The following is a 25,420-nucleotide window of genomic DNA, read 5'->3' as shown; positions in this document are numbered from 1 at the left end:
GAGTGCGAGCCTAAGTCTGGTGATTTTTATACCGATCAGCCCACTGTACTGACTATGCAGACCCACATCGTTCCGGTCGGCTTCGATTACGACCGGCTGATCGCGCCGCTCGTCCGCGATCAGATCGACGTCGAGCGCGTCATTTTGCTCGAGGGAGCCGTCGGGAGCGAGGCCAACGTCGAGTACTCCCGGCACCTCTCGGAGAAACTCGAGACGGACTTTCGGAACCTGTTGGGGGCGAGTACCGAGCGATTCATTCTCGAGGACGTCTACAACTACGACGAAGCCTTCGAGCAGGCCTACGACCTCATTACCGCCGAACTTGATCGCGGCAACGAAGTCTGGGTCAACGTCGCCGCGATGCCCCGCACCGTGAGTTTCGCGTTCGCGACCGCCGCGAACTCCCTGATGGTCGAACGCGAAGACGACCGCGAGCAGATCCACACCTACTACACCGCTCCCGAAAAGTACCTCGAGACCGAACTCGCCGAAGAACTGCGCGAACAGATCACCGTCCTCGAGGATCTCGAGGACGAACGCGATGCAGACGCCGACGTCATCGACGACAACCGAATCGATACCCGCCTCGAGAGCGCTCGAGATCTGCTCTCGGAGTTCGACGAGCGCGGGACGACGATTGGCGCGAAAGAGATCGACGGTCGCCACATCGTCGAGTTGCCCGTCGCCTCGTTTTCGAACGTCAAACCCTTCGAGGAGTTGATTCTCTACAAGTTAGGCGAGGACGGGGAGTTCGACTCCGTCTCCGAACTTGCAGAATCGCTCTCGAGTGAACTCAACGAGGAGTACACCGATAGTTTCCGCTCGAAAGTCATCTACAACGTCGACCGGCTTGGGCCGGGGGGCAAGGGCTACATCGAGCGCGAAGAACACGGCAAATCGTATCGGACGCGCCTCTCTCGAATCGGTGAGTTGTGGGTGCGAGCGCACTCGGACGAGCCAGGGTCGCCGTAAGAACTCGAAATCAACTCGACCGCACCGGAAGGCTCATCGGAGGCCAATCGCGCTCGTCAACACGGCCAGCATGACGGCGACGAATCCGACGGTAAAGACGACACTCGAGACTGCGTACACCGCCGGTCCCGAGAGGACGCGGCGCTCGAGGTCGCGAAAGCCACGCGTGCGCAGGTTGTGCCAACCGAAGGCATCGACGAGCGCCCAGTAGCCGTCGCCTTCGATGAGCGGGTTCAGGACGAACAGGGCGCGTGCGGCGATCAGGAGCGCCAGAAAGCCGACGATGGGCTGGTCGGGGAAGACGACGAACGCGACGGCGAAGCCGGTCGCGACGAGCAGATCGACGACCGGCCCCGCGAGACTGATCCAGAGACGGACGTTTCGCGGGCAGCGCCAGGCGTCAGTCGTCCGCGTGATGATCGCGGGGATAACCCTGTTGAGAAGCCCGATTCGGAGCTGTGGGTCGAAGTAGCGCCGACTCGGAACGTAGTGGCCGAGTTCGTGGAGCGCAATCGAGCCGAGTAAGACGGGCAGGACGATCAGCGCGAGTCCGAGGCCGAACTCGAGGTCGGCGGGCAGTTGTCGGAGTTCGGGCCAGCGGACTGCGAGACAGCCAACGAACAGCACAACGACGCCGGCGACCGCGCCGAGTCGGGGCCACAGTCGGATATCCGGCGGTGGTTCCTCGCGGACGATTTCACTTCCGGACTCGAGGTAGCCCTCCGCAGCCAGTAACGCGACCGTCTCGCGGACGCGCTCGTCGTGGTCGGCGGGGTCGCTCGAGCCAGTCGCAATCTCACGCAGTTGCTCGAAGAAGACCGGATGGACGCGCTTGTACGACCCCTCGTCACTCCGCAGCCAGATCGTGCCGTCCGTGTCGCCCCACGTAAAGCCGAACGGCTCGCGAAAGAGCGACTCGAGGGCGGGCGATCCGTCGCCGTCGCCGTCGTGCGCAGCGGACATGGTCACGCAGCGGCCGGTTCCGTTTCGGCGGGCGTCGCGAGGTGGTCTGCGAGCGCGCCGGCAACGTCCGTCCCCGCCTTCTCGTCGAACGCCGCGAACATCGGCGACGGATTCGCCTCGAGGACGGTACAGCCGCCGTCGGTGTCGATAACGTCGATGCCCGAAAACGCCAGTCCGAGGCAGTCTGTCGCGGTAACGGCGGCCTCAGAAATCTCGGGCTCGAGCGCGGAGAGTGGAATCCGTTCGACGTCGTGGTCGGCTGTTCGATAGTCGAGTTCGTCGGAGACGATCCGGGCGGCGGCGACGACCTCGCCGTCGACGACGAAGACGCGAATATCCTCGCCGTCGACGTACTCCTGGAACTGTACGGGTGAGTTTGCCAGCAACGAGAGCCGGTCAGCGTCGAGATCGTCGGGGGTAAGCACCGCCGCGTGGCCGCCCCCACTGACCGGTTTGTAGACGATTGCACCCAGTCGATCTGCGAACGAACGCACTGCCTCGGGGTCGGTCGTTGTCAGCGTCTCCGGAACTGGCACGCCGGCAGCGTCGAGTCGCTCGAGTTGCCAGGGCTTGCGGGTGTGCAGGTCCTGCGTCTCGAGTGGATTCACCATCCGCACGCCACGGGCCGCAAGCGAGTAGAGCATCGACTCGAGGGTGGCCTGATACTCCCGCAGTTGATTTAGCAAGGCGAACGGGTGATCCTCGAGGTCGTCCCGGTACTCGGACAGTCGCGGGTTGAGCGCGAAGTTCCGGAGATAGGTTGTGTGAACGCCGTCAGCGGGCATCCCGTCGACCGTCAGGCGCGTCTGGTCGCCCTGGTGGTACGTCAGCGCGCCCGCACCCGGCCAGTCGTCGGCATCCCACACGCACGTGTCGACGCCTCGAGTCTCGAGTGCACGCTCGACGGCAGCGAGTTGCGGATCTGATCGAGGGCCAAGGAGTAACACACTCATAGCGAACCATTCGTTCGCAGCGACCATAAGTTTGTTTCAAGCCATTCAACAAGCAAGTATGTCCTATAGACCCAGTACCATCGAATTAGAGCACATCTACCGCAGAAATTGACGTTTGTGTTTCTCTCCCCAGACCATAATCTAAACAATTATGTATTGTATTTATCCCACGAGCAGGTGTATCGACGACCGGCTATGAGCCAATCAAACGACCCGATACACTTCGTCGAAGACCTCGAGGAACGGTCGAACGCAACGACACTCGGAGACGTGACGACGCTTGCGACGGGCGAATGTCCGGAGAAGTGCTGGTAACCCGAGTAGATTACCCACGTACACCACTCGATCCGCTTTTTTAGCGACGCGCGACGCTACTGTTGCAGCGTGTTCGACCTCGAGCAAGCCATCGCCATGTTCGTCACATTAGGCGAACCGAGCGTGCACCCGCTCGCGCAACACGAGCAGACACGGCAACACCGTCATGCAGGCGACGAACGCAAAGATGATGCTCAGGCCAGTCACGAGACCGAAGCGCTGCAGCGGCGGGGCCAGCGCGAGCGCAAGCACCCCAAAGCCCGCCGCCGTCGTCAACGCACTCCCCAACAGCGCGCCACCGGTGCCGGTGATCGTCGCACGGAGAGTATTCTCGAGTGCGCCAGCGTCCAGATTGCCGTTGGCGTCGCTCTGGCGCTCGCGTTCGTCGAGGAAGCGCTCGCTGACGTGGATGCTGTAGTCGACGCCGAGCCCGATTGCGAGGCTCGTGATGACGGCCGTTTCGCTGTTGAACGGCACGTCGAGGACGGCCATCGTGCCGAGCAGCCACGCCAGCGCGGCGACGACCGGCGCGAGCGTGAGCACGCCAAAGGCGGGCTTGCGGTGGCGAACCCAGTACAGGATCGTGAGGAAGACCAGAATCACCACCAGCGTCACCGCGAACGCCTGCACGAGCGTCTCGAGGAGTGCATCCTGTACCACGGCGGTCGTGACGGGGCCACCAGCGGCGACGGCCGTCACCGCGCCGTCGCTTTCGGTTTCGATCATCGAGGCGACGTCGCGCGTATCGTCTGCAATCGACTGAGACGCGGCGTCGCCACGGACGGTCAAGAGTAGCCGCATCGTGTCGTACTCACCGTCGTCGGTCCGGTAGATAACCGACGATGCGGCGTCCTCGTCGGCAGCGTACAGTTCGTCGTACAGTCCCTCGAGGTCCTCGTCGGGCAGGTCGTTGTCGGTTGTATCCCGTTCCTCGAGTGCGGTTGCGACGGAGTCGTTCTCCGCGGCGGTCGTCCGAATCGCCGTCACCGGGCTCTCGACGGCGGGGTCGCCGTCCGCGCGAATCGAAATCGTCGTGTTCTCGTCGCTGGCGGCGATGTCGTCGGTCGCTGACTCGATGGCCGACAACGCGGCCGGATCTGTGATCGCCCCGCGTATCAGTATCTGGCTCTGTGAGCCTTCGCCGCGCTCCTGAAAGTTGTCGCCGAGATACGCTGCGTCGTCGCTGATCGTGTACGTATCGGGTGCAATCGGTCCGGGGAGGGACTTCGCCCACTCAGGGGCATCTTCGGGGAGGAAATCCGCCTGATTGAACTCCGTGTCGATGCCAGCCGCGCCGTAGACGCCACCCGAGGCGAGCAACAGGGCGATCAGAACCACGACGACCGGTCCGCGCTGGACGAGCGAGACGACGCCCGTGAGCGCGCGGTTGACCGGCCCCGTTCCAAGCCCGAACGGCTGTTTCGTCCGATCCCGACCGAATCGAGACTCGAGCAGGTCGTCGAGTTCGACTTTCAGCGCGGGGACGAGGATGGCGAAGGCGACGAACGTCGCGAAGATGCCCCCGGCGCTCAAGAGTGCGAAGTCACGAATCGCCGGCAGCGGGCTGACGACGTTCGAGAGGAAGCCGATGCCGGTCGAAAAGGTCGCCGCGGCGAGTGCGAGGACGACTCCCGCGAGGCCGAGGCGCATTCCGTTTCGAACGCCGCGTTGCTGTGGCGATGCGTCCGTATCGTCCTCGAGTTGGCCCGTCCGAGCCTCGCGCGAGCGCATGATGACGTGCAACGAGTAGTCGATGCTCAGCCCGATCAGCAGGAAGGGAACGGCGATGAGCAGTTGACTCGAGGGCACCTCGAGCCAGCCCTGGATGCCGCCGAGCCAGGCCATTACGACCGCGATACCGAAGATGGAGACGAGCACGTCGACGACGTCGCGGTAGGCGGTGCCGAGCGCGACGAGTACGAGGATTAGCGCAACGGGTGTAATGAGACCGAAACTGTCGCCGACGGCGTTCGAAGACGCCTCGTCGGTGATTCCTTGCCCGAAGACGAACGCGTCGTCGAAGCGTTCATCGACGAGGGCGTCGATCTCGAGTTGGGCCGCGTAGGCCGCCTCCGGGTCCTCGTCGGGGCCGCCGTCGTCGATCTGGAAGACGAACGCGACGCGCGAGTCGGCGGTCGTCGATCCGGGTTCGTAGTCGGTGGGGAGGAACTCGTATGGGTCACCCTCCTCGCCGCTGCCAGCGTCCGCGCCGGCCGCGTCACCGTCGGGATCGAGCACCGTCTCGAGCAATTCCTCGAACTCCTCGTCAGAGCGGTCCTCGAGCGCCTCGATCTGTTCCTCGAGTGTCGGTTCGCTGGTGTCGGGCGGGCCGTTCGCCTCGGCGGCGCGGTCTTCGAACACCGCCCCGGTCGCGACGACGTTCTCGAGGGCGAGAACGCCCTGGTCAGCGAGCGTCGCGTTTAGCGACTCGGTGTCGCGGATGTCCTGCTGGAGTTCGAGCCCCTCGAGGAAGGACTCGCGGGTGAGTACGTCGCCGGTGCTGGAATCTGCGCTATCGCCAGTTCCACGAATGACGATCTGGGTGACGATATCGTCGTCCGTGCCGTAGGTCGCCTCGATTTCCTCGAGTGCCTCGGTCTCCTCGGAATCGGCGTCGAACTGGCCGATGTCGCCGTCTTCGGGGTCGCCGATAACGACGCCCGCAGCGACAATCGCGGTGACCAGAAGTGTGAGCACGATAACGACGCGGCTGTGCTCGACGAGCGCATCCGCATATCGTGTCGCGAGTGACCGACTCATTCGCAGCGGATATCTATCGGTCGCGTACTCGTATTCGTCGCGTCAACTGGCCCGACTCGAGTCGTCCCAACACATCGGCGACTGCACCTGCGAATCATGGTCCGGCACTCAGGCACCGACAACTATAGCTGTTTGGCCAAACACGGTGTTGTATAATCCATTTCCGATTATGAATACCGACATCGACCGCGAACGCGGCATCCTCAGTCCCGCCGACCGGGCCTACCTGCTCGGCGAACGCGAGATGAGCCACGAGCAATCGAAGCGAAACGCCGAGGCGCGAATTCGGCGTCGTATTTATAATGGTGTTCTCGACTTCGACCTGTTCGTCCACACCCTTGCCGAGAAGGACCGCAAGCAGGTGTTCGAGCAGGAAGGTGCCGACGACGACCTGCTCGAGGCCGTCCGGTCGATGGTCGCGTTCGCCTACCTCGGCCTCGAGGAATCGGGTACCGACTTCGAAACGGTCCTCGAGCCCGCCGTCAGGAGCTGTGAGGAGTATCTCGCGGCCGAAGACGACGAGACCGTCTCGGTCGACGTAACGTTCGAGGTCGAGACGACAGTCGAATCCTCGCTTTCGGGCGTCGTCTCCCGACTCGAGGCCGGTGAGCCGGTCACGCCGCGCGAGTTGTTCACCGTCGTCATGCAAGGCGAGCACGATCCGGCGGGCCACGAGCAGATTACGCTCGTCACCACCGACCACGACGAGAGCGACGCGGCATTTCTCGAGCGGATGACGACGTATCTCGACGGCACGCTTCGGCGCGTGAGCAACTCGAGAGTGATTATCGACCTCGAGGAGAGCGACGGGCCCGCGTATGAGCAGCGGGAGTGACGAGGACGACGAAACACCTAACACGATTGCCGGGACAACAGTAGGTATGAGCGACGCTGTCGCGGTCGCCGTACTCGGCGCGTTCGAGGGGCCGCGTACCACCGTTTTCGTAGGGCCCCTCTAGGCCCACCTCCTTCACCCCGTTTCGACGGATGTATTGTCCGCGACCAGTATTCACCGAGCAACGACCGGTATCTTCGATGACCGACCACAACAACACCACGACGACGTACCGACGACGCCCCGCGCGGGCGGTGAGAGCATGAGTATGGACACACCCGAACAGGACGACGAGACGGGCGAGGAAGCCAGCCTCGAGGGTGGCTACGAGCCCGAGGCAGTCGAATCGCGCTGGCAGGATCGCTGGGTCGACGAGGAGGTTTACGCCTACGAGAGCGATCCCGAGCGGGATCCGAACACGACCTACGCAATCGATACGCCGCCGCCGACGGTCTCGGGCAGTCTGCACATGGGCCACCTCTACGGCTCGACGCTGCAGGATTTCGCCGCCCGATTCCAGCGCATGGCAGACGGCGAGGTGCTGTTTCCCTTTGGCTACGACGACAACGGCATCGCGAGCGAGCGCCTGACCGAAGAAGAACTGGACATCCGCCATCAGGACTACGAGCGCCGCGAGTTCCAGGAACTCTGTCGCGAGGTCTGTACGGAGTACGAGGACGACTTCACCCGCAAGATGCAGAACCTCGGCACCTCTATCGACTGGAACTCGACGTACAAGACAATCGAGCCGCGCGTCCAGCGCATCTCACAACTGTCCTTCCTCGATCTCTACGAGAAGGGCCGCGAGTACCGCAAGAAAGCGCCCGCAATCTGGTGTCCAGAGTGTGAAACGGCGATTTCGCAGGTCGAAACTGAAGACGACGAGCGCCACTCGCACTTCAACGATATCGCGTTCGAACTCGTGGGAGATGACGCGCCTCGAGACGAGTTCGTTATCTCCACCACGCGACCGGAACTCATCCCGGCCTGTGTCTCCGTCTTCGTCCACCCCGACGACGAGGAGAATCAGGATCTTGTCGGCGAGACGGCCACGATCCCGATCTTCGGCCACGAGGTGCCGATCATCGCCGACGAGCGCGTCGACATGGAAAAAGGCAGCGGCGTTGTCATGTGCTGTACCTTCGGCGACCAGAACGACATCGAGTGGTATCAGGCCCACGACCTGCCGCTGCGCGTCGCCATCGACGAATCCGCGACGATGACCGACCTCGCCGGCGACTACGAGGGCATGTCCACTGAGGAGGCCCGCGAGGCCATCGTCGAGGATCTGGACGAGGCGGGCCACCTGCGCGACCGCTGGGAGATTACCCACGCCGTCGGCGTCCACGAGCGCTGTGACACCCCCGTCGAGTACCGCGTCTCCAAGCAGTGGTACGTCGAAATTCTCGATCACAAAGACGAGTACCTCGAGGCCGGCCAGGAGATGGACTGGTACCCCGAGAAGATGTTCACGCGCTACCAGCACTGGATCGAAGGCCTCGAGTGGGACTGGCTGATCTCGCGCCAGCGCGACTCGGGAATTCCGTTCCCGGTCTGGTACTGCGAAGAGTGTGACCACCCGATTATGGCTGAGAAGGCGGACCTTCCGGTCGATCCGCTTTCCGACGAGCCGCCAGTTGACGCCTGTCCCGAGTGCGGTCACGACGAGTTCGAGCCCGAAGAGGACGTCTTCGACACCTGGGCGACCTCCTCGCTGACGCCCCTGATCAATGCCGGTTGGGACTGGGACGACGAGAGCGAGTCGTTCCAGATGGACAGCCCGGAACTGTATCCGTTCGATCTGCGTCCGCAGGGCCACGACATCATCTCCTTTTGGCTGTTCCACACCATCGTCAAGTGCTACGAACACACCGGTGAGGTGCCCTTCGACGCGACGCTGATCAACGGCCACGTCTTAGACGAGAACCGCGAGAAGATGTCCAAATCGCGGGGCAACGTGGTCGCTCCCGACGAGGTGCTCGCCGACTATCCCGTCGACGCCGTCCGATTCTGGGCCGCAAGCGCCGCTGTCGGCGACGACTTCCCGTACCAGGAGAAAGATCTCCGCGCCGGCGAGAAACTCCTGCGGAAGCTCTGGAACGCCTCGAAACTCGTCGATAACCTCGCGCCGGCCCACCCCGAGGAACCGGACGACCTCGAGCCAATCGACCGCTGGCTGCTCGCGGAACTCGACGACGCCGTCGCCGAACTCACTGCCCAGTTCGAGGAGTACGAGTTCGCGAAGGCCCGCGACCGCCTGCGAACGTTCTTCTGGAACACCTTCTGTGACGACTACTTAGAGATCGCCAAAGGCCGGGAGGACAATCCCTCGACGCAGTACGCGCTGCGGACGGCCCACCGAACCTTCCTCGAGTTGTGGGCACCGTTCCTGCCCCACATCACGGAGGAGATCTGGCAGGCAGTGTACGCAGACAGCGGAACGCACAACGGCAACCTCGAGACCGTCAGCATCCATACGCGCGAGTGGCCCGAGCCACAGGGCTACGACGCCGACCTCGAGGCTGGCGAGACGGCAATCGAAGTGATCTCCGCGGTCCGGCGGTACAAGAGCGAGAACCAACTGGCGCTGAACGCCGACCTCGAGTCGGTCGCCGTCTACGGCCCTATCGAGGGCTTCGAGGACGCCATTCAGGACGTGATGCACGTCCAGCACCTCGAGATTCTCGCCGAGGAACCCGAGGTCACCACCGAAATCGCGTCCATCGATCTCGACTACTCGACGCTCGGGCCGAAGTTCGGCTCGAAAGTCGGCGACATCGATGCCGGCATCGACAGCGGCGAGTACGAGATTGAGACGGACGACGACGGCACCGCGACCGCGCTTCACGTCGGTGACGAAGAACTCGAGGCCGATCTGTTCGAACTCGAGCGCGAGCGAACCTACTCGGGCGATGGCGAGATGATCGAGACCGACTCGGCGGTCATCATCCTCGAGTAGTTCACCCGACAACGGAGACCGAGAATGGTCTCTCAGTTTGGTGATCTGGTCATGCAGAGACGTTCATCGAGTGTGAGCGGTGGCTTTCTCGAGGACGGCTACCCGCGCGCCGGCAATCAGTGCTTGGCGTTCGGCAATCCCGCTCGTGAAGTGGGTAAGAACTGCTTACCCGCCGACAGCGGAGAGGAACGGCGACTCGTCGGCGAGAATGGCCACGAGACCGCACCAGCGACGATGCATCACCGTGGGAGACGTTCAGGAAGTGTGGTTATACTACTGCAATAGAGTTAGAATACAGTATATTGCCCGAGAAATAGGAAGAGACACCATCATTTAAGAGAAGGTTTATAGAGAATGTGGACAATGTACTGTTGTGCTCTGCTGAAGTTGGTGTCTGCCGAGTTGTTGCCTATCGTCGTGTAAGCTGAGTACAGAGCACTATGACAACGAAAACCACCCCAATCAAGTCTACCAGCACTGACGCTATCCTTCCAACGGAGACGGTCTTTACGCTGCTCAGCGACAACCGTCGTCGGTACGCACTGTACTACCTGTCCCAGACGGTCGGTGCAGTCTCAGTCGATACCGTGATCGACGAACTCGCCCACTACGAACGGCCGGGCGAGACGCCGACACAGACCCTCCTCGAGGAACTGACTCTCGAGTTCCACCACAACCACCGTCGGCTGCTGGTTGACACCGGCGTCGTCTCGTACGATGCCGATGCAGGGACGCTCGAGCGGACGAGAACCGCTCGCGCGCTCGATCCCTACCTGACGCTCGCGTTCGATGACGAGCGCGAGTACTGATCGCCCAGAAACGGGCCCCCTCAGGACTGTTCGCGTGCGACCTGACACTTTTTGACGGCCGTTGCGAGTGCGAGAAAGAGCGCGAGGAGGGTAAACGTCACCTCGCCGGCAGCGACGACGCCGAGTGCGTCCGCGCCGAGGAACATAGATGCATCCTGGGCGACGGGAATCGTCGTGTGATGGACGCCGTGGGGTCCCTCGAGAACGGGGATAAAGTAGTCGACGATCAGATTGCTGGCGTACCAGACGGTCGCGACGGCGACCCCCCAGACGGGAAAGTCGGTGATGCGGTGAAGGACAAAGGCCTGGACGACCATCGCGAGGTGGCTCCAGAACAGAAACTGGAACATGAGCGGATGCGTCTGAGCGGCATACGTCTCGTAGAAGACGAGCAGCGTGTAGGGCGTCCACAGCCCGAGGATGATGTTCCCGAAAAAGGCGAGCGCGGTCAGCCACGGGAGTTCGTGGCCGAGTTTCCACGCAGCAATCGCGAGTGCGATCAACAGCGTCGCCATCGGGCTATCGGGCACCCAGGGCCACATCGCAGCTGGCGTCGCCGCGAACTGCCCGGAGTAGTACCAGAAACCAAAGACCGTCCCCGCAAGGTTGATCGCGACGACGAGCCACGCAAACCGGAGCCCGAGGTCCTCGATGGTCTTCGGGACGGGCGCGAGGTAGTTCGGCAACGGCTCACGGTCAGCCAGCCCGGTCGTCGCAGACATCGTTCGTCCGGCGTGACGACCGACACCCGCAAAACAGTAGCGATTAGCGCTACCGAGTGCCGGCCTGTGCGAGCCAGCGTGTCTCGAGCGGAGAGTATCGCCATACGCGACAGTGTGACCGATAAACTGAGGGGCGTCAAACGTCGCTGTCGCGTCTAGTACCGCCGATATGGTTACTCTACGTCGTCTTCGTTTTGCCGCCGGCGCAGCCACTCGAGGCCGAGGGAACCACCAAGGAGTCCCGATCCGGCGGTGAATCCCGGAACAGAGTCAGTGACGGTTTCGGACTCAGCAGCGGGCGTTTCGGGATCCGTTTCGTTCGCGTTGTCGATGTCGTCTGTGGCGCTGTCGTCGCCAGTGCGTTCGGCGTCGGTATCGGTTGTCGTGTTCGAGTCGTCACTGCTTTCGTCTGCGGTCGTGTCAGGAGAGTCGGTGCTCGAGTTGTCGCCGTCGTACGTGGCGTCGTCTCCATCGTTCGGACAGCCACAACCGGATTCAGCATCGTCGTCCTCGCCGTCTTCTACACCTTCACCACCGTCTTCTACATCCTCACCGCCGTCATCATCGTCTTCATCCTCTTCCGCAGGTGCACCCTCATCATCTTCCTCGCTCGTGTCCTCGTCACCCGTTCGTTCACGGAGCGCGACGAGGTCGCCGTCGTGATCGACGTAGATGGTTTCGCCACTGATCGCGCGAACGTCGCCAACAGGTGCGTCTGCTCTCGAGAGTGACCACTGCTCGCTCCCATCGCGTCTGTCGAGGGCGACGAGCGTTTGATCGTACTCGAGGTCGCCGTAGTTGTGCCCGTCAGTGGCAAAGTAGACGTAGACGGTTTCGCTGCTGATCACCGCCTGTCCGTAGGTGTACGTCACGGAGAGGTCCCAGTCGTAGTCGTCGCCGCTGATCGACCGACTGTGATACGACTGATTGGTGCCGGTGATCGCTGCATCGTCGCTCAGCGCCGGTTCGTACGGCGTCTCCGAGGTGATTGTCCCCACGTTCTCACCAGTGTGTGCGTCGTAGAGTCCGCATTCGACGGTCGATTGGCTGCCGACGAGAACGGTGGTCGATGTCGCGTAGATCTCGGTGCCCGCCGCACCCGCATATCCGTCCGTGCGCTGCCAGACCGAATCGCCGGTTTCGGGGTTGATTGCACAGAGCCCGTGCCGCGTACCGGCGTAGACGACGCCGTTGGCTGCGGCGGTGCCCGTCGTCCACTCCGACTCGAGTTCATCTCCGCCGTTCGTCTCGATGACGGCTGAATCCGTTTGCCACCGAACTGATCCATCGGCTGCCTCGAGCGCGGACAGGGTCCCATCAGCGACGACGAAAACCGCATCGTACGCTACTGTGTGACTACCCAACTCCTCGTCAGACTCGAGGTCGTGGCTCCACTGAACGCTCCCGTCGTACCGATCAAGTGCAACGAGTTCGTCGCCCCCGAGATAGACCATGTCACCGGCAATTGCGGGGTCACGGGCGTCGACTTCGGTCTCCCAGACGAGCGACCCGTCCGTCGCATCGACAGCGACGACACCGTCTACAGTCGTCGTGTACACCATATTATCGGCGATTGCGACGGTGCCGTCGTAGGCGAGAGACCAGGCTGCCCCGAGCGAGTCGCCCTCGAACTGCGGGCCATCGCGGACGTATCTGGCGTGTCCGGCGTCGCCGCGATACGATGACCAGTCTTCGTCCGGTTCCGGTGTTGCTCTCGAGTCGGAGTGAGGAAGGTCATCATCGCCGTCTTCGTCAGCGTCGGAGGCACCCGCAGTGGCCGACGCAATCCCACCGGTCGAAAGCGCTGCACCAGTCGCCAGTACCGAACGGCGATGCCATTCGTTCATGTCGATATTAATTCCGGAGACAGTCGTTACTATCCGTATTCTAAGCCCGAATTACAGCATGTGCAACTGTTTCACCGATGCCCGTCTCAGTCGCGCTTCGAATACGGCCATCGGGCGGCAGGCGGAGGAATTGGCCCAAATAGACTCGGCGAGGATGACCGCGTGGTACCATCCAGAACAAACACGCGTAAGTGGGGTGGGTCCTAAGCCGCGACCATGACTGCAACCGAAACCGATCTCGAGGACCTCCGACGTGGAACGGACCTCGTCAAGCGCGGCTTCGCCCAGATGCAAAAAGGCGGCGTCATCATGGACGTCGTCAACCCCGAACAGGCCCGCATCGCCGAGGATGCCGGCGCGGTCGCCGTCATGGCTCTCGAGGCCGTCCCCGCGGACATCCGCAAACGCGGCGGCGTCGCCCGAATGGCAGACCCCGCAGATGTCGAGGAGATCGTCAACGAAGTCTCGATCCCCGTCATGGGCAAATCCCGAATCGGCCACACGAAAGAGGCCCAAATTCTCGAGGCCGTCGGCGTCGATATGATCGACGAGTCCGAAGTCCTGACGCCCGCGGACGACGCCTACCACATCGACAAGCGCGACTTCACCGCGCCGTTCGTCTGTGGCGCGCGCAACCTCGGCGAAGCGCTCCGCCGAATCGAAGAAGGCGCAGCGATGATCCGCACCAAAGGCGAGGCCGGCACCGGCGACGTGAACCAGGCCGTCCACCACCAGCGCACGATCAAAGGCGAGATCCGCAAGTTGGAGGGAATGACCCACGAAGAGCGCGAGGCCTACGCTCGAGAGATCGAAGCGCCCGCGGAACTGGTCCACGAGACCGCCGACATGGGCCGCCTCCCAGTCGTGAACTTCGCCGCCGGCGGCATCGCGACGCCCGCCGACGCGGCGCTCATGATGCACCACGAGTGCGACGGTATCTTCGTGGGCAGCGGCATTTTCGGCGCAGAGAATCCTGTCGAAATGGGCGAGGCCATCGTCGAAGCCGTCAACAACTGGGACGAGCCTGAGACGCTCGCCGACATTGCGAAGAACCTCGGCAAGAGCATGAAAGGCGACGCGAACGTCGATCTGCCCGAGGAAGAGAAGATGCAGGGGCGGGGCGTCTAAGCGGGGACCACGCTCTGTTTGCTCGAGAACGACGCGATTGCGAACGTCCTCGAGCGGGCCTCTCCCGTGAGAGTCGGTCGAGGCGACCACCGTCTGGTTCAACAACGGCGTCCTCGAAGTTCGTATTCGCTCGAGCGAAGCCTGACTCCCGCACTTGCTGACTTCGTTTTCGAACCGGGACGTGCAAACGCGGACCTATAGTCGATGTTCCACCGTGGATGGGTGTAACGACGCCCGCTCCGTCGTCCGAACGCTACCTATCGGAAACGGCCCCAATTGGCAAGGCGACTCGTTTTCCCCGCATCCGTCCTATCCACCACATGAGTCACGCGCCGTCACCAACGCCGTTCGAGAAACTGTCCGGTCAGATCGAAGCAGGAACCGAGCGACTGCTCCGCGAGGCCGGCGACGGATCGGACGGAACGTTGTCGGCGTCGAACGAGACGGTATCGGAAACGGCAGCCGAACTCTGGGATGTCGTAGACGAATTCGAGGACCTCCTCGAGACGGTCGACCTCGAGAAGCTTCCCGACGCCGTCGATGTCTCGGCGCTGCCGGACCTCATCGACCTGGCGGAACTGCCGGCCGCGATCCGCGAGTCGGATCCCGACCTGATGTTGGACCTCAGTCAGATCCGACGCGCCATCCATCTGCGGGAGCTCTGGAACGCGGTCGACCTCGTCGACTTCGGATCGGAACTGCGACAGTTGAAGGACGAACTCGAGGACGTGATCGGGCCCGATGCGCTCGCATCGTCGGGGGCTGGCGAGTCCGACGCCGTAGCCGAGGTCAAGCAGTTCGTCGACGACGTGAAACCGGAGGCGACGAACGCGGCGATCCAGCAAGAAGTAGCGGAGGGCACGACGGCGGCTCGTAAAGCCGTCGTCGAAGGGCACTCGAGAGTCGAGGACCTGTACGAGTCGAACCAACGCGGCTCGGGCTACGCCGGCCGGAGACCAGTCTCGAAGAATCCGACGGCGGTCTCGTTGGTCCCCCACGGGCCGCTCCCGGCCAGTATCTCGACCCGGGTGTCGACCGTCCCAACGAACGTTCGCGGGGCGGCGGTCGACGCACCGCGGCGCATTTACGCTCGGCGCTGGCGGACCGTCGGCGCGGACAAACCGAAATGAGTCGCAGTCGAAACCGAGTCTACGCGACAGTAAAACCGTATGGGAACGATCTGTGAGTCCGACTCCGATCCCGTTTCACTCACGTCCCCGTCGAGTTCCGCGCCACTCCTGATTTCTATGGACCGCCCGATCACCTCGCCGGCGACCTCCGCATCCTGTTCACGCAGGACGTGTTCGCCGCCCTCGAGGTCGCCGTCGACTTCGGCGTTCACTTCGGGACGACCGAACCGCCCGCCTCGAGACGCCCGTCGAGCGTGTCTCAGGCACGCGACCGGCGGGTCGCAGTTACGATAGCCAGAAAACCGAGGTACGTCACCAGCGCGCCCGCCATCGCTGAAAGCACGCTCGAGGGGGCGACGGATGCGCCAACGACCACTCCGACGAGCGCGAGGGCGACGGCAACAGCCTGCACTGGCCGTCGCTCCCAGTAGGCGCGAACGGCGTCGGCGTTGCGAGTGGCGACGGCCTCGAATGCGAGCGTCGCGAGGCCGCCGAGTGCGAACGCGAGAGTTGAAAACGTGGCGTTCGTCAAAACGAATCCGAGAGCGACGGCGACGAGAACGAAGACGGAAAGCGCGGCGTCAGTTCGAGCACCCATCCGCTACGCGTCGTCGGGGTACAGCCGCGCGCCCTCGCCGACGCGAGTCTGGTAGGCGCGGCTGTCGATTCCCACGTCGTTAAAGGCCTCGAGCATGGCCGAGGCGACGGCGCGCTGATCGGCCTCGTAACAGACAGCGAGGACGCCCGGCCCCGCGCCACTGACGGTGACGCCAGTTGCGCCGGCCTTGAGGGCTGCCTCGCGGACGCGTTCGTAGCCGTCGATCAGCGCGGTTCGTTTGGGAGTGACGATCTCGTCGGCCATGCCGCGGCCGACGAGTTCGGGGTCGTTGCGCGTCATCCCGACCGAAAGCGTGGCGGCGTTGCCGACGGTGGCGACGACATCGCCGAGTGGTGCGCTGTCGGGGACGACACCGCGGGCGTCCCGCGTCGAGACGGTCGTTTCGGGGAGACAGGCGACAACGGGAATCTGCGTATCGACCTGTGTGACGCCGTCGGCCGTGGCGACGGTAAAGCCGCCGAGCAACGAGGGTGCGACGTTGTCTGAGTGGGCTTCGCCGGAGACGAGTGCCTCGCCTTCGGCGGCAATCGGGACGAGTTCCTCGCGCGTGAGCCCGCGGTCGTACAGTTCGTTCAGGGCGACGGCCGCGGCCGCGGCGCTCGCAGCCGACGAGCCGAGTCCCGAGGAGGGGCGAACGCCCTTGTCGATCTCGATCCGGGCTGGCGCGTCGAGCGCCTCCGCGACGGCCCCAACGGTGTTTTTCTTGGGGTCTTCCGGGATGTACTCGCTGCCGGCCCCGCTAACTGAAATCGTCGTCTTCGGGGCGCGTTCGACCCGAACGACGTCGGCGGGCGTCCCGAGCGCGATTCCGAAGACGTCGAAGCCACTCCCGAGATTCGCACTCGTCGCTGGCGCCCGCACGGTGAGCATGCCGATTTCTTGCCAGAGTGCAGGCAAAAAGGTAGCGAACGACGACGGCTATCCCAGCCCGCTCGAGTCACGAGCGAGCGACGGCTCGCAGGCAGCGACTCAGTCGTCCGCGCTCGTCTCGTACTGGGGTTCTGGCCCGCTGAATCGGCCGAATCCGGAGAGCAGGCCGACCGAGAGGACGGCACCGGCGAGTGCGAACGCGGCGATCACGAGGAAGAACACGGTGATCGAAAACTCCCCGAGGACGACGCCGCCGACGGCGATACTCGCCGAGCCGAGGCCGAACTCGCCGAGGTAGGTGTAGCCATACGAGAGCCCGCGCGTATCCGGGGGCGTGTAGACGGCGACAGCGTCCTGATAGAACGGCTGGATGGCAAAGAGGAAGAAACCGAAGACGCCACAGAGGACGATGACTGCGCCCAATCCCATCTGCGTGACGGGGATGAACGCGAGCGCGAGGAGGACGAAGACGGCGAACAGCGCGACCAATCCGCGTGCAGGTTCGACCCGGTCCGTCAGCTTCCCGCCGACGTACTGGCCGCCCATCCCGACAACGAGCAGCCCGACGTAGATGTAGTGACTCGGCTCGATTCCCTCGAGGCCTGCGGGGATAGCCAGCCCGTCCATCGCGGGCAGGTCGTGCAGAATCTCGGGGAGGTAGGTCAGCATTCCGCGGTAGTACAGCCCCTCGAATGTGACGATGACGAACACGAGCGCGAAGGCGCTGGCGAATAGCACGCGGGAGTTTTCAGTGAGATCCGACAGCGACAGTGCCTCGTTCGCACCGGCCGCAACGTCGTCGGCGACGGCTGCGGTCGGATCGAAGTCAGCGGTCAGTCCGTAGAGCACGGCGAGAATACCGGGGACGGCAAGGATGGCAGTCACGAGTTGCCACTCGAGGAAGATCAACAGCGTCGCGGCGACGAATGGGCCGAGCGCGATGCCGACGTTGCCGGCGATGCCGTGCCACGCAAAGACGGTGCCGCGCTCTTCGACGCCGGTACTGATGAGCGAGAGTCCGGCGGGGTGGTAGACCGACGCGGCGATTCCCCAGAGGACGAGTCCGACGCCGACGGCGTAGATCGAGGTGCCGAACGAGATAATGAGAAAGGCGAGGCTCATGCCCGCGAGACAGCAGAGAATCAAGCGCTTCGTTCCGTAGCGGTCCGCGAGGATGCCGCCGGGCAGCGCGCCGAGGCCGAAGGGCGCATAGCCGAGTGCAACGACGAGTCCCAGCAATGCGACGCTGACGTCGAATTCCGCGAGCCAGACGACGAGCAAGATGGGAATCGACGTTTCGAACCAGTGGACCAGCGCGTGGCCGGTCATGGTAAAGCCAGCTATCGACCGATCATTTGCGTCCATGCTCGAGTGTTCGTCGAAACGAGCGGTCGCTGCGCACTTAGCGGCTTGGAACTCGTTCCAGCAGACCCCCTCGAGGGGAGGAGTGAGGTGAAACACTGGTTTGACCCTGCGTCACTGTTTAGATCAGCGCCGAGAGAGGCGAGTAATGAAGCGCAGAGCGATTCTGGCCGCGCTCGGGACAGCGATGGGCGTGACTGCCGGCTGTGTGGACGATCTGAACGGCGACACCGGTAACAAAGACGACGCGGCCGACACAGTCGCTGGGCACTTCGATACCGGCCCGGAACGGCCGGAGTGTGAGGTGAACTCGGAGACGATCGAGGTCCAACGCGGCGACGAAACGCGCGAGGCCGACACAGCCGCGACGATTCCCTACCCCGATCCGCCGACAGCAGGTTCAGAAGACGATGTTCTCGAGTACGTCGAGGAGTTCGACCACGCCTACGTCACGCAGTCGATCCTCTGTGACCGATCACAGTCTGGGGACGTTCTCCGGATCGGCTATAGCGTCGATACCCGCGAACAGTTCGGTCGAGAGGGAATCGATCACGTCTTCGTTTCTCGAGCGGCCGGCGCAACGCACGGTATCGACGACGGCGGAGGCGAGTGGGTGGCGGATCTGGGATTCACCGGCGTCGTCTACGCAATCGACGACACAGGACTCGCAAGAACCGAGTCCGACACGGTGGACTCGCCGGATGTGGAGGATATCGCGGCAGACGCTCCCGACCCGCTCGAGGATGGGGAACTCGTCGCGGCCTTCGAGTAAGAGAACGCAGGGCGAGTTAGTCGTTCGACTCAGTGTCGTCCACGCCGACCGCCTGTGAGACATCGACTTCGTCGTCGTCGGGTTCGTCCTGCCCGCCGACGACCAGTTCGCCGTCGTCGGTTTCGACGTATACGTCGTCCGCGAACCCGCCCTCGGCGTGGGGGTGGTCGGGATCCTCGAGCAGTTCGGGCGTCGACGGCGCGTCCGGCAGTCCTTCCGACGGTGCGAACTGGCCGAGTGGGTCGTCGATGGTGATCTCCCACGTCTCGAAGAAATCCTGATAGCGCTCGTAGTGGGCCTCGAGTTCCCCAGTCGGAAACTCCATCATTTCGGTCCAGCCGTGGTTGTAGAAGTCGAAATTGGCCTGGATGTGGGTGATTTCGCGGGCTTCGGCTTCGGAGAAGCCGTCCTGGAGCGCGCGGAGGTAGGTGTCGACCGTCGCGTCGAAGAGGCCGTCGAGGTGGGCCTCGCGCTCGTCGGCGCGGTCCGGGTCGGCCTTCCCGAGAAAGATGCGCGTGTGGAGTCGGACGAGGCCGGATTTGGCGACCGAACGGACGACCGGCGTCTCGAGGGCTTTTCTCGAGGCGAAGTGGCGTGCGTTCTGGTGGAGTTTCATATCCGGGTCGTTAGGCGGGGAGGGTAATGAGCGATGTGGGAAACAGTGAAACCTGTTCTGTGGATCTGCAGTGTCACGAGTGAGACACCAACGTGCTAAATGAGCCGTCGGAACCGAACAGTTTCGGTCAATCGTCGAAATGGGTGGTATTTCTGGAAGCATATCCAGTCGAACCGACCAATCGTGTGACTACCATGGTACAGTGAGGCAAAATAGACGAGATAGCAATCCACTTTAACCCGCATTACGAACGGTCCGAATATGACAGAGTACGTCATCATCGGTGACGGGATCTCGGGTAGTTCGGCCGCCGAGACCCTCCGGGAAGAAGACCCGGACGCGAAGATTACCGTCATCACCGATGAGGGGGAGGCACTGTACAATCGCATTCTCATCAAAGAGCACGCGAAAGGAAAGCTTCCCGAAGCACCGATTTCGATTCACGAAGAGGACTGGTACGCCGAGCGAGACATCGAGCTCTCGTTGAACACCCACGTGACGACGGTCGATACCGACGACAAGATCGTCCGCACGCACGAGGGAGACGATATCAGCTACGACAAACTGCTGATCGCAACCGGCGGAACGCCGACGCAGTTGCCGGTCGAGAACAGCGACGCTGATGGCGTCCACCACTTCTGGACCTTCCAGGACGCCCGCCGGATCCGCGAAAGCGCGGAGAACGCCGAGGACGCAGTCATCGTCGGTGCCGGACTGCTCGGCATCGACTTTGCGGCCATCTGTGGCGCACAGGACGTCGAGGGCAAATACCTGATGCGCGGCGACCGCTGGTGGCGCTATGCGCTGTCCGGCGACGGTGCAGAGATCATGCACCAGGCCATGCGCGATGTCGGCGTCGAACCCGTCTTCGACAGCGGCGTCGATCACTTCGAAACCGACGACGAGGGCACGGTCACCGCCGCTGTCGATCCGAACGGCGACCGCTTCGAGTGTGACTTTGCCGGCGTCGCCATCGGGCTGACGTTCAACACGGAGTTCCTCCACGACGTCGACCTCGAGATGGACAACGGCATCCTCGTCGACGAGTACATGCAAACCAACCTCGAGGACGTCTACGCGGCCGGTGACATCACCCGGTTCTACGACGTCCTCCTCGGCCAGCAGGCCCAGAACGGCTCCTGGGGCTCGGCGAAAGAACAGGGTCGCGTCGCTGCGGTCAATATGGCCGCCGACACCAAAGAAGAGGAGTTCGAGTGGGTTTCCTCCTACTCGATCACCCACTTCGACTTCCCGTTCCTCTCGTTCGGTCACCCAACGCTCGGCGACGAGCACGCCGAACGCCGCTACAGCGACACCGAGTGGCGACGTGTCGCGTTCAAGGACGGCAAAATCGTTGGCGGCGTCCTCATCGGCGATCTCTCCCCACAGAGCAAGTTCAAACAGCTCATGCGCGAACAGCGTGATGTCGTCGATCAGGCTGACGTGCTCCTCGAGAAGCAAGTCGATCTGGACAATCTCGCGCCGTCCCAGGAACAGTAACCGACGCTCGACTCGGATCGCCGGCGAGTTCCGACTGGGAATTGCGTGCGCCGTCGCATCCACACACCGATGATGCTGTTTTTGTTCCCTGCGAGAGACTCTCGAGCATACGTTGAGCGAGGCGAGTGAGACGGAGTTTCGCTCGCAGACTCGAGGCAGGTGTCGACACCTTGCAAGAGTAACCACGGATTCAAAATGAGTGGTTGGGGTACAACTGTGAGAGTCTCTCACATGAGTACGAAAACGCCGAGTAAGGCGGATATACTGCGGCCAATTCAGGAGACCTCGACAACGTACTACATCCTCGTGGCGATTGCGGGGCTGGCGTTTGCGCTCTTCCTCGTCGGTTGGATGTACCAGTTGTACGAGGGGATGGTCGTCACCGGACTCTCCGATTGGGGCTCCGGCGGTGGGGTTACCTGGGGCGTCTACATCGGGGCGTTCATCTGGTGGGTTGGGATCGCACACGGCGGGATCATTCTCTCGGCAGCGGTTCGACTGCTGGGGATGGATCGGTACATGCCAGTCGCTCGATTGGCGGAGATGCTAACGCTCGCTGGGCTTTCGGCCGCGGGCTTTTACATTATCGTCCACATGGGACGGCCGGATCGGATGGTGACGAGCGTCATTGGCCACTATCACATCACGGTGAACAACTCGCCGCTGGTGTGGGACGTGACGGTCATTACGGCGTATTTCGTGTTGACGGCAACCTATCTGGCACTGACACTGCGATATGACATTACACGCCTTCGTGGCGATCTGCCGGATCACTTTGGCCCGATCTACAACATGTTGACGATTGGCTACTCCGAGGACGAAGACGAGGTCGTCCAGCGCATGGTCTGGTGGCTCGCACTGGCGATCATTATCATGGCACCACTCCTGCTTCACGGCGGCGTGATTCCGTGGCTCTTTGCCGTCCTACCGACATATCCGCGCTGGTTCGGCGGGGTGCAAGGACCGCAGTTCCTGACGATTGCGCTGACCTCGGCAATCAGCGGCGTCATTATCCTCTCCGCACTGTTCCGGCGTGCCTACGACTGGGATCACATCATCACTGACGACGTCTTCCGCGGGCTCTTGCTCTGGCTTGGCTTTTTCTGTCTGCTCTTTCTCTGGCTCCAACTCCAGCAGATCACGACCGGCTCGTTCTTCCCACCCGTCGACCTCGATGTCGCCTGGGTCGCCACCCTCGAGCATCCGATCTATCTCCTCTCGATGGGGCTGGTCGCAGCCGTTCTCGCCTTTATCTTCGCGACGACGGTTCGGCCGGCGCTGTTTACGAAGGCTCGAGCGATCATCTGTGGACTGGCCGTCCTTACCGCAACGCTGCTCGAGAAGGTGTTGTTCGTGGTCGAGGGCTTTCTCCACCCCTCCTTCGAGATTTACTACGCGACGCCGGGGATATACGTGCCAAGCCTGATCGAGATTTCCTCGATCATCGGCACGATTGGGATGGTGACGCTGTTCTTCCTGACGGCTGCAAAAATCGTTCCGGTCGTCGAACTCCACGCAATTGAGCACTTGCGGGCTGACCACGGACACGAAAACCGATCACACACACCCGAAACGGATAGCGGTCGGGCGGAGTGAAACGCTATTCCGAGTAGCCTTCCTGCAGGAATGTCCCATCCGTTTCGTACATCGCGACCAGTTCCGCGACGAATTCGACGCGGGATTGATCCGGCTCGCAGTGGCTGTCGAGTCGATCCGCCAGTTCATCGTCGATCTCGAGTGTCTGTGTCATAGTCAAAACGGGGGTCACACAACCGTATTAATCGAGGACGCCCGCGCGATTCCAGTCTGTGGAACCGCATCAATGGCGTCCGTTTCAATGCAAGGCGGCCGAGTTCAGTGCAAGGCAGCCGGGACTCGAGTATCGAGGAGGCGACGGACGAGAACGGCCAGTCTGTGCGATGGTGGTGGGCAATACAGTTTTACCGCTCGATGTGGACTACCTGCCCGGAGCCAGGCACCCTGTCACACGCTCTATGGCTCCATTCCCACTTTCAGGACCCGACAAACACCCAATTCGATCACACAGAACAGCAGACAGCGCCCCGGTTGTCGCCTCAAGCCAGCGGGTCTGGCGCGACGGCCACCGGCAGGCGTCAGAACGAACACGACAGAACCCGAACGAAACCCAATGGACGCGACCACGCTTCGTGAGACGATTCCCGCTCTCGAGTCGACCATCTACTGCAACTGGGGTGCAAGCGGCCCGAGTCCCCGGTCCGTTGTCGAGGCAGCTGAGCGAACGCTCACCGCCCACGAGTACGACGCCCCCAGTGGAAGCGGGCAGTATTCCGCCGCGTTCGACGTCTACGATGAGACACGAGCCGCCGTCGCCGATCTGCTCAACGCAACACCCAACGAAATCGCACTCACCGAGAGCACGACCGACGGCATCAACCGCATCGCTGGCGCACTCGAGTGGGCCGAAGACGATGTCGTTGTCCGAACGGACCTCGAGCACTCCGCGGGTGTCCTTCCATGGAAACGCCTCGAGCGGACGCGAGGAATCGACATTCGGGTGCTCGAGACCACGGACGGACGAGTCGACCTTGAGGACGTCACCGAACTCGCGAGCGAGGCGACGTTGTTTTGCGTGAGTTCACTCACCTGGACACACGGCACGCGACTCCCAGTTGCAGAGATCGTCGAGATCGCCCACGACAACGACGCGCTGGTGCTCGTCGACGCCGTCCAGTCAGTCGGCCAGGGACCAGTCGACGTCCAGCGATGGGACGCCGATTTCGTCGTCGGCGCGGGTCACAAGTGGCTGCTTGCACCCTTTGGCTCCGGCTTTCTCTATGTGCGAGACGACGTTGCCTCGAGGCTCGAGCCGCCCGCGATTGGCTACCGAAGCGTCGAGAACCCCGACGAGCACGGGGCGGACTACCGCTACCACCCGGGCGCACGCCGCTTCGAAGTCAGTACCTCGAGTCCCGTTCCCTACGCTGGGCTGAGCGCTGGGATCGGTCAGCTCACTGAGGTCGACCTCGAAACAGTGCAGGACCGTATCGACCGGCTGACGGACCGGCTCGCAGCAGGGATACCCGACGAGCGACTGGTGGGTCCAGTAGAACCCGAATCCGGACTCGTACCGATTGCCGTTTCAGAGCCGGAAGCGACGGTCGAGCGACTCGCCGAACAGGATATCGTCGTCCGCTCGCTTCCCGACCCCGACGCGATTCGAGCATCGATTCATGCCGTCAACACCCGCACGGACGTCGACCAACTGCTCGAGGCGCTGTCGCTGTAACAGCGGCTACACTGCCAAGCGAGTCAACAGCAACGTGTCTCAGGATGGGTGTTGATGGCGAAGTTGTTCACCGATCCGGCCGGGAACCGGCGTCAGGCAGTCTTTGCACTTCCAGGTCGGATACGTACCGGTCCGCTCCTCGAGGAGGTCCTGGCGAAACTGGAGGGTTGCGCCACAGGTGCACCTGTGGGTTGTCTGGGACATACAGCCACTAGCTGGGGCATGGACAAAAATCTCACTCGAGCCGTCTCGCAGCGGCGGCGTGTCGTTATTCGTCGCGGTCTGTGCCAGAAGCGTCGTCGCTGGACGCTATGTCGGCTGCGTCTGCAACTGTTTCGTCCTCGAGTGCAGTATCAACGGCTGTCTCGTCGTCCTCGCTCGCTGCAGCGGCGGCTTCGGCGAGCGTCTCGCGCTCGTCGAAGTACACCGGCGCGTCGGCATCGACTTCGAACTCGACGATGCGGTGGACGGCCTCCTGTGGGTCATCAACTGTGGACTGGAGGTCCGCCGCGAGTTCGGTGTAGTTCGCCGCGAGTTTCTGAAACGCCTGCATGCGAGCCTGTTTGGCCTCGACAATCGCCTGTTTCTGCTCGAGTGTCGTCGCCAGTTCCTCGGCTTCGCTGATGTCGACGTCCTCGCCGCCCGGTTCGGTCGTCGACGATGGGCCTGTCGTCCCCTGGGTGTTTGGGTGCCCCTCGAGTTTCGAGCGGATGTCGGCGACCATCGTGTCGATCTCGTCTAGCAGTTCGTCGGCTTCCTCGGCCATTGTCTCGACGTGTCCCGAGAGAAGCCCCGCCTGTGTCTGACAGTATTCGACGAACTCGCCGACCGACAGGGTAGGCCCGGTGTCGTCGCGCATGACCCCCTGTTTGTGGTCCCGTGCGAAGTCACTTTGGTCACAGCAGTCACAGTTGGGAGGATTGGTAACATATATCACAGAGTTCGGGTTTCAGACTCGTTAAGTTGCTCGGGCCACTGATACAGCTACAATGTATCGCGTATCGCATTTCGTAATCGAGC

The 25,420-nt window shown here is 62.6% G+C and carries 24 protein-coding genes; 11 read left to right on the top strand and 13 right to left on the bottom strand.

Annotated elements, in window-relative coordinates:
- Positions 1-54 precede the first annotated feature (54 nt).
- Positions 55-972: an HFX_2341 family transcriptional regulator gene (locus tag B2G88_RS00430; protein ID WP_054862305.1), complete on the top strand. Its 918-nt coding sequence runs from the start codon at positions 55-57 to the stop codon at positions 970-972.
- 33 nt (positions 973-1,005) lie between these two features.
- Here B2G88_RS00430 and B2G88_RS00425 read toward each other — a convergent pair whose 3' ends face one another.
- From B2G88_RS00425 to B2G88_RS00415, 3 genes are all read right to left on the bottom strand, one after another.
- Positions 1,006-1,935, bottom strand: coding sequence for a M50 family metallopeptidase (locus tag B2G88_RS00425; RefSeq protein WP_087713675.1), 930 nt, complete (start codon positions 1,933-1,935; stop codon positions 1,006-1,008).
- 2 nt (positions 1,936-1,937) lie between these two features.
- The gene (locus B2G88_RS00420) at positions 1,938-2,888 is read right to left on the bottom strand and encodes an ATP-grasp domain-containing protein (RefSeq protein WP_176393150.1); all 951 of its coding nucleotides are present in this window, start codon (positions 2,886-2,888) and stop codon (positions 1,938-1,940) included.
- 423 nt (positions 2,889-3,311) lie between these two features.
- The gene (locus B2G88_RS00415) at positions 3,312-5,963 is read right to left on the bottom strand and encodes an efflux RND transporter permease subunit (RefSeq protein ID WP_087713673.1); all 2,652 of its coding nucleotides are present in this window, start codon (positions 5,961-5,963) and stop codon (positions 3,312-3,314) included.
- A gap of 169 nt (positions 5,964-6,132) precedes the next feature.
- Here B2G88_RS00415 and B2G88_RS00410 point away from each other — a divergent pair, with 169 nt between their 5' ends.
- From B2G88_RS00410 to B2G88_RS00400, 4 genes are all read left to right on the top strand, one after another.
- A complete protein-coding gene (locus B2G88_RS00410) occupies positions 6,133-6,798 on the top strand; it encodes a hypothetical protein (protein ID WP_087713672.1) in 666 nt (221 codons plus the stop codon).
- Positions 6,782-6,922, top strand: a complete 141-nt coding sequence (locus B2G88_RS19350) for a hypothetical protein (RefSeq protein ID WP_176393141.1) — start codon at positions 6,782-6,784, stop codon at positions 6,920-6,922. The genes B2G88_RS00410 and B2G88_RS19350 overlap by 17 nt, the downstream gene beginning before the upstream one ends.
- 33 nt (positions 6,923-6,955) lie before the next feature.
- Positions 6,956-9,757 (top strand): valine--tRNA ligase, encoded by a 2,802-nt coding sequence (locus B2G88_RS00405; protein WP_087713671.1) that lies wholly within the window; start codon positions 6,956-6,958, stop codon positions 9,755-9,757.
- Positions 9,758-10,197: 440 nt separating this feature from the next.
- Positions 10,198-10,566: a DUF7344 domain-containing protein gene (locus tag B2G88_RS00400; protein ID WP_087713670.1), complete on the top strand. Its 369-nt coding sequence runs from the start codon at positions 10,198-10,200 to the stop codon at positions 10,564-10,566.
- A 20-nt stretch (positions 10,567-10,586) separates the two neighbouring features.
- Here the strand turns inward: B2G88_RS00400 and B2G88_RS00395 are convergent, their stop codons facing one another.
- Together B2G88_RS00395 and B2G88_RS00390 are read right to left on the bottom strand one after the other, a co-directional pair.
- The gene (locus tag B2G88_RS00395) at positions 10,587-11,288 is read right to left on the bottom strand and encodes a DUF1405 domain-containing protein (RefSeq protein ID WP_087713669.1); all 702 of its coding nucleotides are present in this window, start codon (positions 11,286-11,288) and stop codon (positions 10,587-10,589) included.
- 173 nt (positions 11,289-11,461) lie between these two features.
- On the bottom strand, positions 11,462-13,135 hold the full coding sequence (locus B2G88_RS00390; RefSeq protein ID WP_054862300.1) for an outer membrane protein assembly factor BamB family protein: 1,674 nt from the start codon (positions 13,133-13,135) through the stop codon (positions 11,462-11,464).
- 216 nt (positions 13,136-13,351) lie between these two features.
- Between B2G88_RS00390 and pdxS the strand changes: the two genes are divergently transcribed.
- The gene (pdxS, locus tag B2G88_RS00385; protein ID WP_054862299.1) at positions 13,352-14,263 is read left to right on the top strand and encodes a pyridoxal 5'-phosphate synthase lyase subunit PdxS; all 912 of its coding nucleotides are present in this window, start codon (positions 13,352-13,354) and stop codon (positions 14,261-14,263) included.
- Between the two features lie 320 nt (positions 14,264-14,583).
- The gene (locus B2G88_RS00380) at positions 14,584-15,393 is read left to right on the top strand and encodes a hypothetical protein (protein WP_054862298.1); all 810 of its coding nucleotides are present in this window, start codon (positions 14,584-14,586) and stop codon (positions 15,391-15,393) included.
- On the opposite strand, the gene B2G88_RS00375 is transcribed toward B2G88_RS00380, so the two are convergent.
- The 4 genes from B2G88_RS00375 to B2G88_RS00360 all read right to left on the bottom strand — a co-directional run bounded on the left by B2G88_RS00375 (position 15,348) and on the right by B2G88_RS00360 (position 18,247).
- Positions 15,348-15,605 (bottom strand): hypothetical protein, encoded by a 258-nt coding sequence (locus tag B2G88_RS00375; RefSeq protein ID WP_054862297.1) that lies wholly within the window; start codon positions 15,603-15,605, stop codon positions 15,348-15,350. The two genes, B2G88_RS00380 and B2G88_RS00375, sit on opposite strands and share 46 nt — an antisense overlap.
- Before the next feature lie 47 nt (positions 15,606-15,652).
- Complete coding sequence (locus tag B2G88_RS00370; RefSeq protein ID WP_054862296.1) at positions 15,653-15,991, bottom strand: hypothetical protein; 339 nt, start codon at positions 15,989-15,991, stop codon at positions 15,653-15,655.
- A 3-nt stretch (positions 15,992-15,994) separates the two neighbouring features.
- Positions 15,995-16,882, bottom strand: coding sequence for a homoserine kinase (locus B2G88_RS00365; RefSeq protein WP_087713668.1), 888 nt, complete (start codon positions 16,880-16,882; stop codon positions 15,995-15,997).
- Between the two features lie 99 nt (positions 16,883-16,981).
- Positions 16,982-18,247, bottom strand: coding sequence for an MFS transporter (locus B2G88_RS00360; protein WP_087713667.1), 1,266 nt, complete (start codon positions 18,245-18,247; stop codon positions 16,982-16,984).
- Between the two features lie 145 nt (positions 18,248-18,392).
- Here B2G88_RS00360 and B2G88_RS00355 point away from each other — a divergent pair, with 145 nt between their 5' ends.
- Positions 18,393-19,016: a hypothetical protein gene (locus B2G88_RS00355; protein ID WP_054862295.1), complete on the top strand. Its 624-nt coding sequence runs from the start codon at positions 18,393-18,395 to the stop codon at positions 19,014-19,016.
- A 16-nt stretch (positions 19,017-19,032) separates the two neighbouring features.
- On the opposite strand, the gene B2G88_RS00350 is transcribed toward B2G88_RS00355, so the two are convergent.
- Positions 19,033-19,632, bottom strand: coding sequence for a DUF6149 family protein (locus B2G88_RS00350; RefSeq protein WP_054862294.1), 600 nt, complete (start codon positions 19,630-19,632; stop codon positions 19,033-19,035).
- A 261-nt stretch (positions 19,633-19,893) separates the two neighbouring features.
- Here B2G88_RS00350 and B2G88_RS00345 point away from each other — a divergent pair, with 261 nt between their 5' ends.
- Together B2G88_RS00345 and nrfD are read left to right on the top strand one after the other, a co-directional pair.
- On the top strand, positions 19,894-21,132 hold the full coding sequence (locus B2G88_RS00345) for an NAD(P)/FAD-dependent oxidoreductase (RefSeq protein WP_054862293.1): 1,239 nt from the start codon (positions 19,894-19,896) through the stop codon (positions 21,130-21,132).
- Between the two features lie 231 nt (positions 21,133-21,363).
- Positions 21,364-22,728, top strand: coding sequence for an NrfD/PsrC family molybdoenzyme membrane anchor subunit (nrfD, locus tag B2G88_RS00340; protein ID WP_087713666.1), 1,365 nt, complete (start codon positions 21,364-21,366; stop codon positions 22,726-22,728).
- Between the two features lie 4 nt (positions 22,729-22,732).
- On the opposite strand, the gene B2G88_RS19345 is transcribed toward nrfD, so the two are convergent.
- On the bottom strand, positions 22,733-22,882 hold the full coding sequence (locus B2G88_RS19345; protein ID WP_176393149.1) for a DUF7557 family protein: 150 nt from the start codon (positions 22,880-22,882) through the stop codon (positions 22,733-22,735).
- Between the two features lie 399 nt (positions 22,883-23,281).
- On the opposite strand from B2G88_RS19345, the gene B2G88_RS00335 reads away from it, so the two are divergent.
- Positions 23,282-24,400: an aminotransferase class V-fold PLP-dependent enzyme gene (locus tag B2G88_RS00335; RefSeq protein ID WP_054862292.1), complete on the top strand. Its 1,119-nt coding sequence runs from the start codon at positions 23,282-23,284 to the stop codon at positions 24,398-24,400.
- A gap of 39 nt (positions 24,401-24,439) precedes the next feature.
- Here B2G88_RS00335 and B2G88_RS19340 read toward each other — a convergent pair whose 3' ends face one another.
- Entirely contained in the window at positions 24,440-24,604 is a 165-nt protein-coding gene (locus B2G88_RS19340) for a hypothetical protein (RefSeq protein WP_176393148.1), read from the bottom strand.
- Positions 24,605-24,668: 64 nt separating this feature from the next.
- Positions 24,669-25,259 (bottom strand): hypothetical protein, encoded by a 591-nt coding sequence (locus B2G88_RS00330; RefSeq protein ID WP_087713665.1) that lies wholly within the window; start codon positions 25,257-25,259, stop codon positions 24,669-24,671.
- Positions 25,260-25,420 lie beyond the last annotated feature (161 nt).

Origin of the sequence: Natronolimnobius baerhuensis, assembly GCF_002177135.1 — an archaeon.
Classification (GTDB): domain Archaea; phylum Halobacteriota; class Halobacteria; order Halobacteriales; family Natrialbaceae; genus Natronolimnobius; species Natronolimnobius baerhuensis.
Note: the sequence above shows the minus strand (reverse complement) of the source record. Positions and strands in the feature narration are given on the sequence as shown.

Bases quoted from the DNA above. Each gene is read 5' to 3' on its own strand.
- B2G88_RS00335 (WP_054862292.1), top strand. From the start codon at position 23,282: ATGGACGCGACCACGCTTCGTGAGACGATTCCCGCTCTCGAGTCGACC.
- B2G88_RS00395 (WP_087713669.1), bottom strand. From the start codon at position 11,288: ATGTCTGCGACGACCGGGCTGGCTGACCGTGAGCCGTTGCCGAACTAC.
- B2G88_RS00370 (WP_054862296.1), bottom strand. From the start codon at position 15,991: ATGGGTGCTCGAACTGACGCCGCGCTTTCCGTCTTCGTTCTCGTCGCC.
- B2G88_RS00360 (WP_087713667.1), bottom strand. From the start codon at position 18,247: ATGGACGCAAATGATCGGTCGATAGCTGGCTTTACCATGACCGGCCAC.
- B2G88_RS00415 (WP_087713673.1), bottom strand. From the start codon at position 5,963: ATGAGTCGGTCACTCGCGACACGATATGCGGATGCGCTCGTCGAGCAC.
- B2G88_RS00350 (WP_054862294.1), bottom strand. From the start codon at position 19,632: ATGAAACTCCACCAGAACGCACGCCACTTCGCCTCGAGAAAAGCCCTC.
- B2G88_RS00420 (WP_176393150.1), bottom strand. From the start codon at position 2,888: ATGAGTGTGTTACTCCTTGGCCCTCGATCAGATCCGCAACTCGCTGCC.
- pdxS (WP_054862299.1), top strand. From the start codon at position 13,352: ATGACTGCAACCGAAACCGATCTCGAGGACCTCCGACGTGGAACGGAC.
- B2G88_RS00365 (WP_087713668.1), bottom strand. From the start codon at position 16,882: ATGCTCACCGTGCGGGCGCCAGCGACGAGTGCGAATCTCGGGAGTGGC.
- B2G88_RS00330 (WP_087713665.1), bottom strand. From the start codon at position 25,259: ATGCGCGACGACACCGGGCCTACCCTGTCGGTCGGCGAGTTCGTCGAA.
- nrfD (WP_087713666.1), top strand. From the start codon at position 21,364: ATGAGTACGAAAACGCCGAGTAAGGCGGATATACTGCGGCCAATTCAG.
- B2G88_RS00380 (WP_054862298.1), top strand. From the start codon at position 14,584: ATGAGTCACGCGCCGTCACCAACGCCGTTCGAGAAACTGTCCGGTCAG.
- B2G88_RS00400 (WP_087713670.1), top strand. From the start codon at position 10,198: ATGACAACGAAAACCACCCCAATCAAGTCTACCAGCACTGACGCTATC.
- B2G88_RS19340 (WP_176393148.1), bottom strand. From the start codon at position 24,604: ATGTCCCAGACAACCCACAGGTGCACCTGTGGCGCAACCCTCCAGTTT.
- B2G88_RS00425 (WP_087713675.1), bottom strand. From the start codon at position 1,935: ATGTCCGCTGCGCACGACGGCGACGGCGACGGATCGCCCGCCCTCGAG.
- B2G88_RS00390 (WP_054862300.1), bottom strand. From the start codon at position 13,135: ATGAACGAATGGCATCGCCGTTCGGTACTGGCGACTGGTGCAGCGCTT.
- B2G88_RS00410 (WP_087713672.1), top strand. From the start codon at position 6,133: ATGAATACCGACATCGACCGCGAACGCGGCATCCTCAGTCCCGCCGAC.
- B2G88_RS00345 (WP_054862293.1), top strand. From the start codon at position 19,894: ATGACAGAGTACGTCATCATCGGTGACGGGATCTCGGGTAGTTCGGCC.
- B2G88_RS19350 (WP_176393141.1), top strand. From the start codon at position 6,782: ATGAGCAGCGGGAGTGACGAGGACGACGAAACACCTAACACGATTGCC.
- B2G88_RS19345 (WP_176393149.1), bottom strand. From the start codon at position 22,882: ATGACACAGACACTCGAGATCGACGATGAACTGGCGGATCGACTCGAC.
- B2G88_RS00355 (WP_054862295.1), top strand. From the start codon at position 18,393: ATGAAGCGCAGAGCGATTCTGGCCGCGCTCGGGACAGCGATGGGCGTG.
- B2G88_RS00430 (WP_054862305.1), top strand. From the start codon at position 55: ATGCAGACCCACATCGTTCCGGTCGGCTTCGATTACGACCGGCTGATC.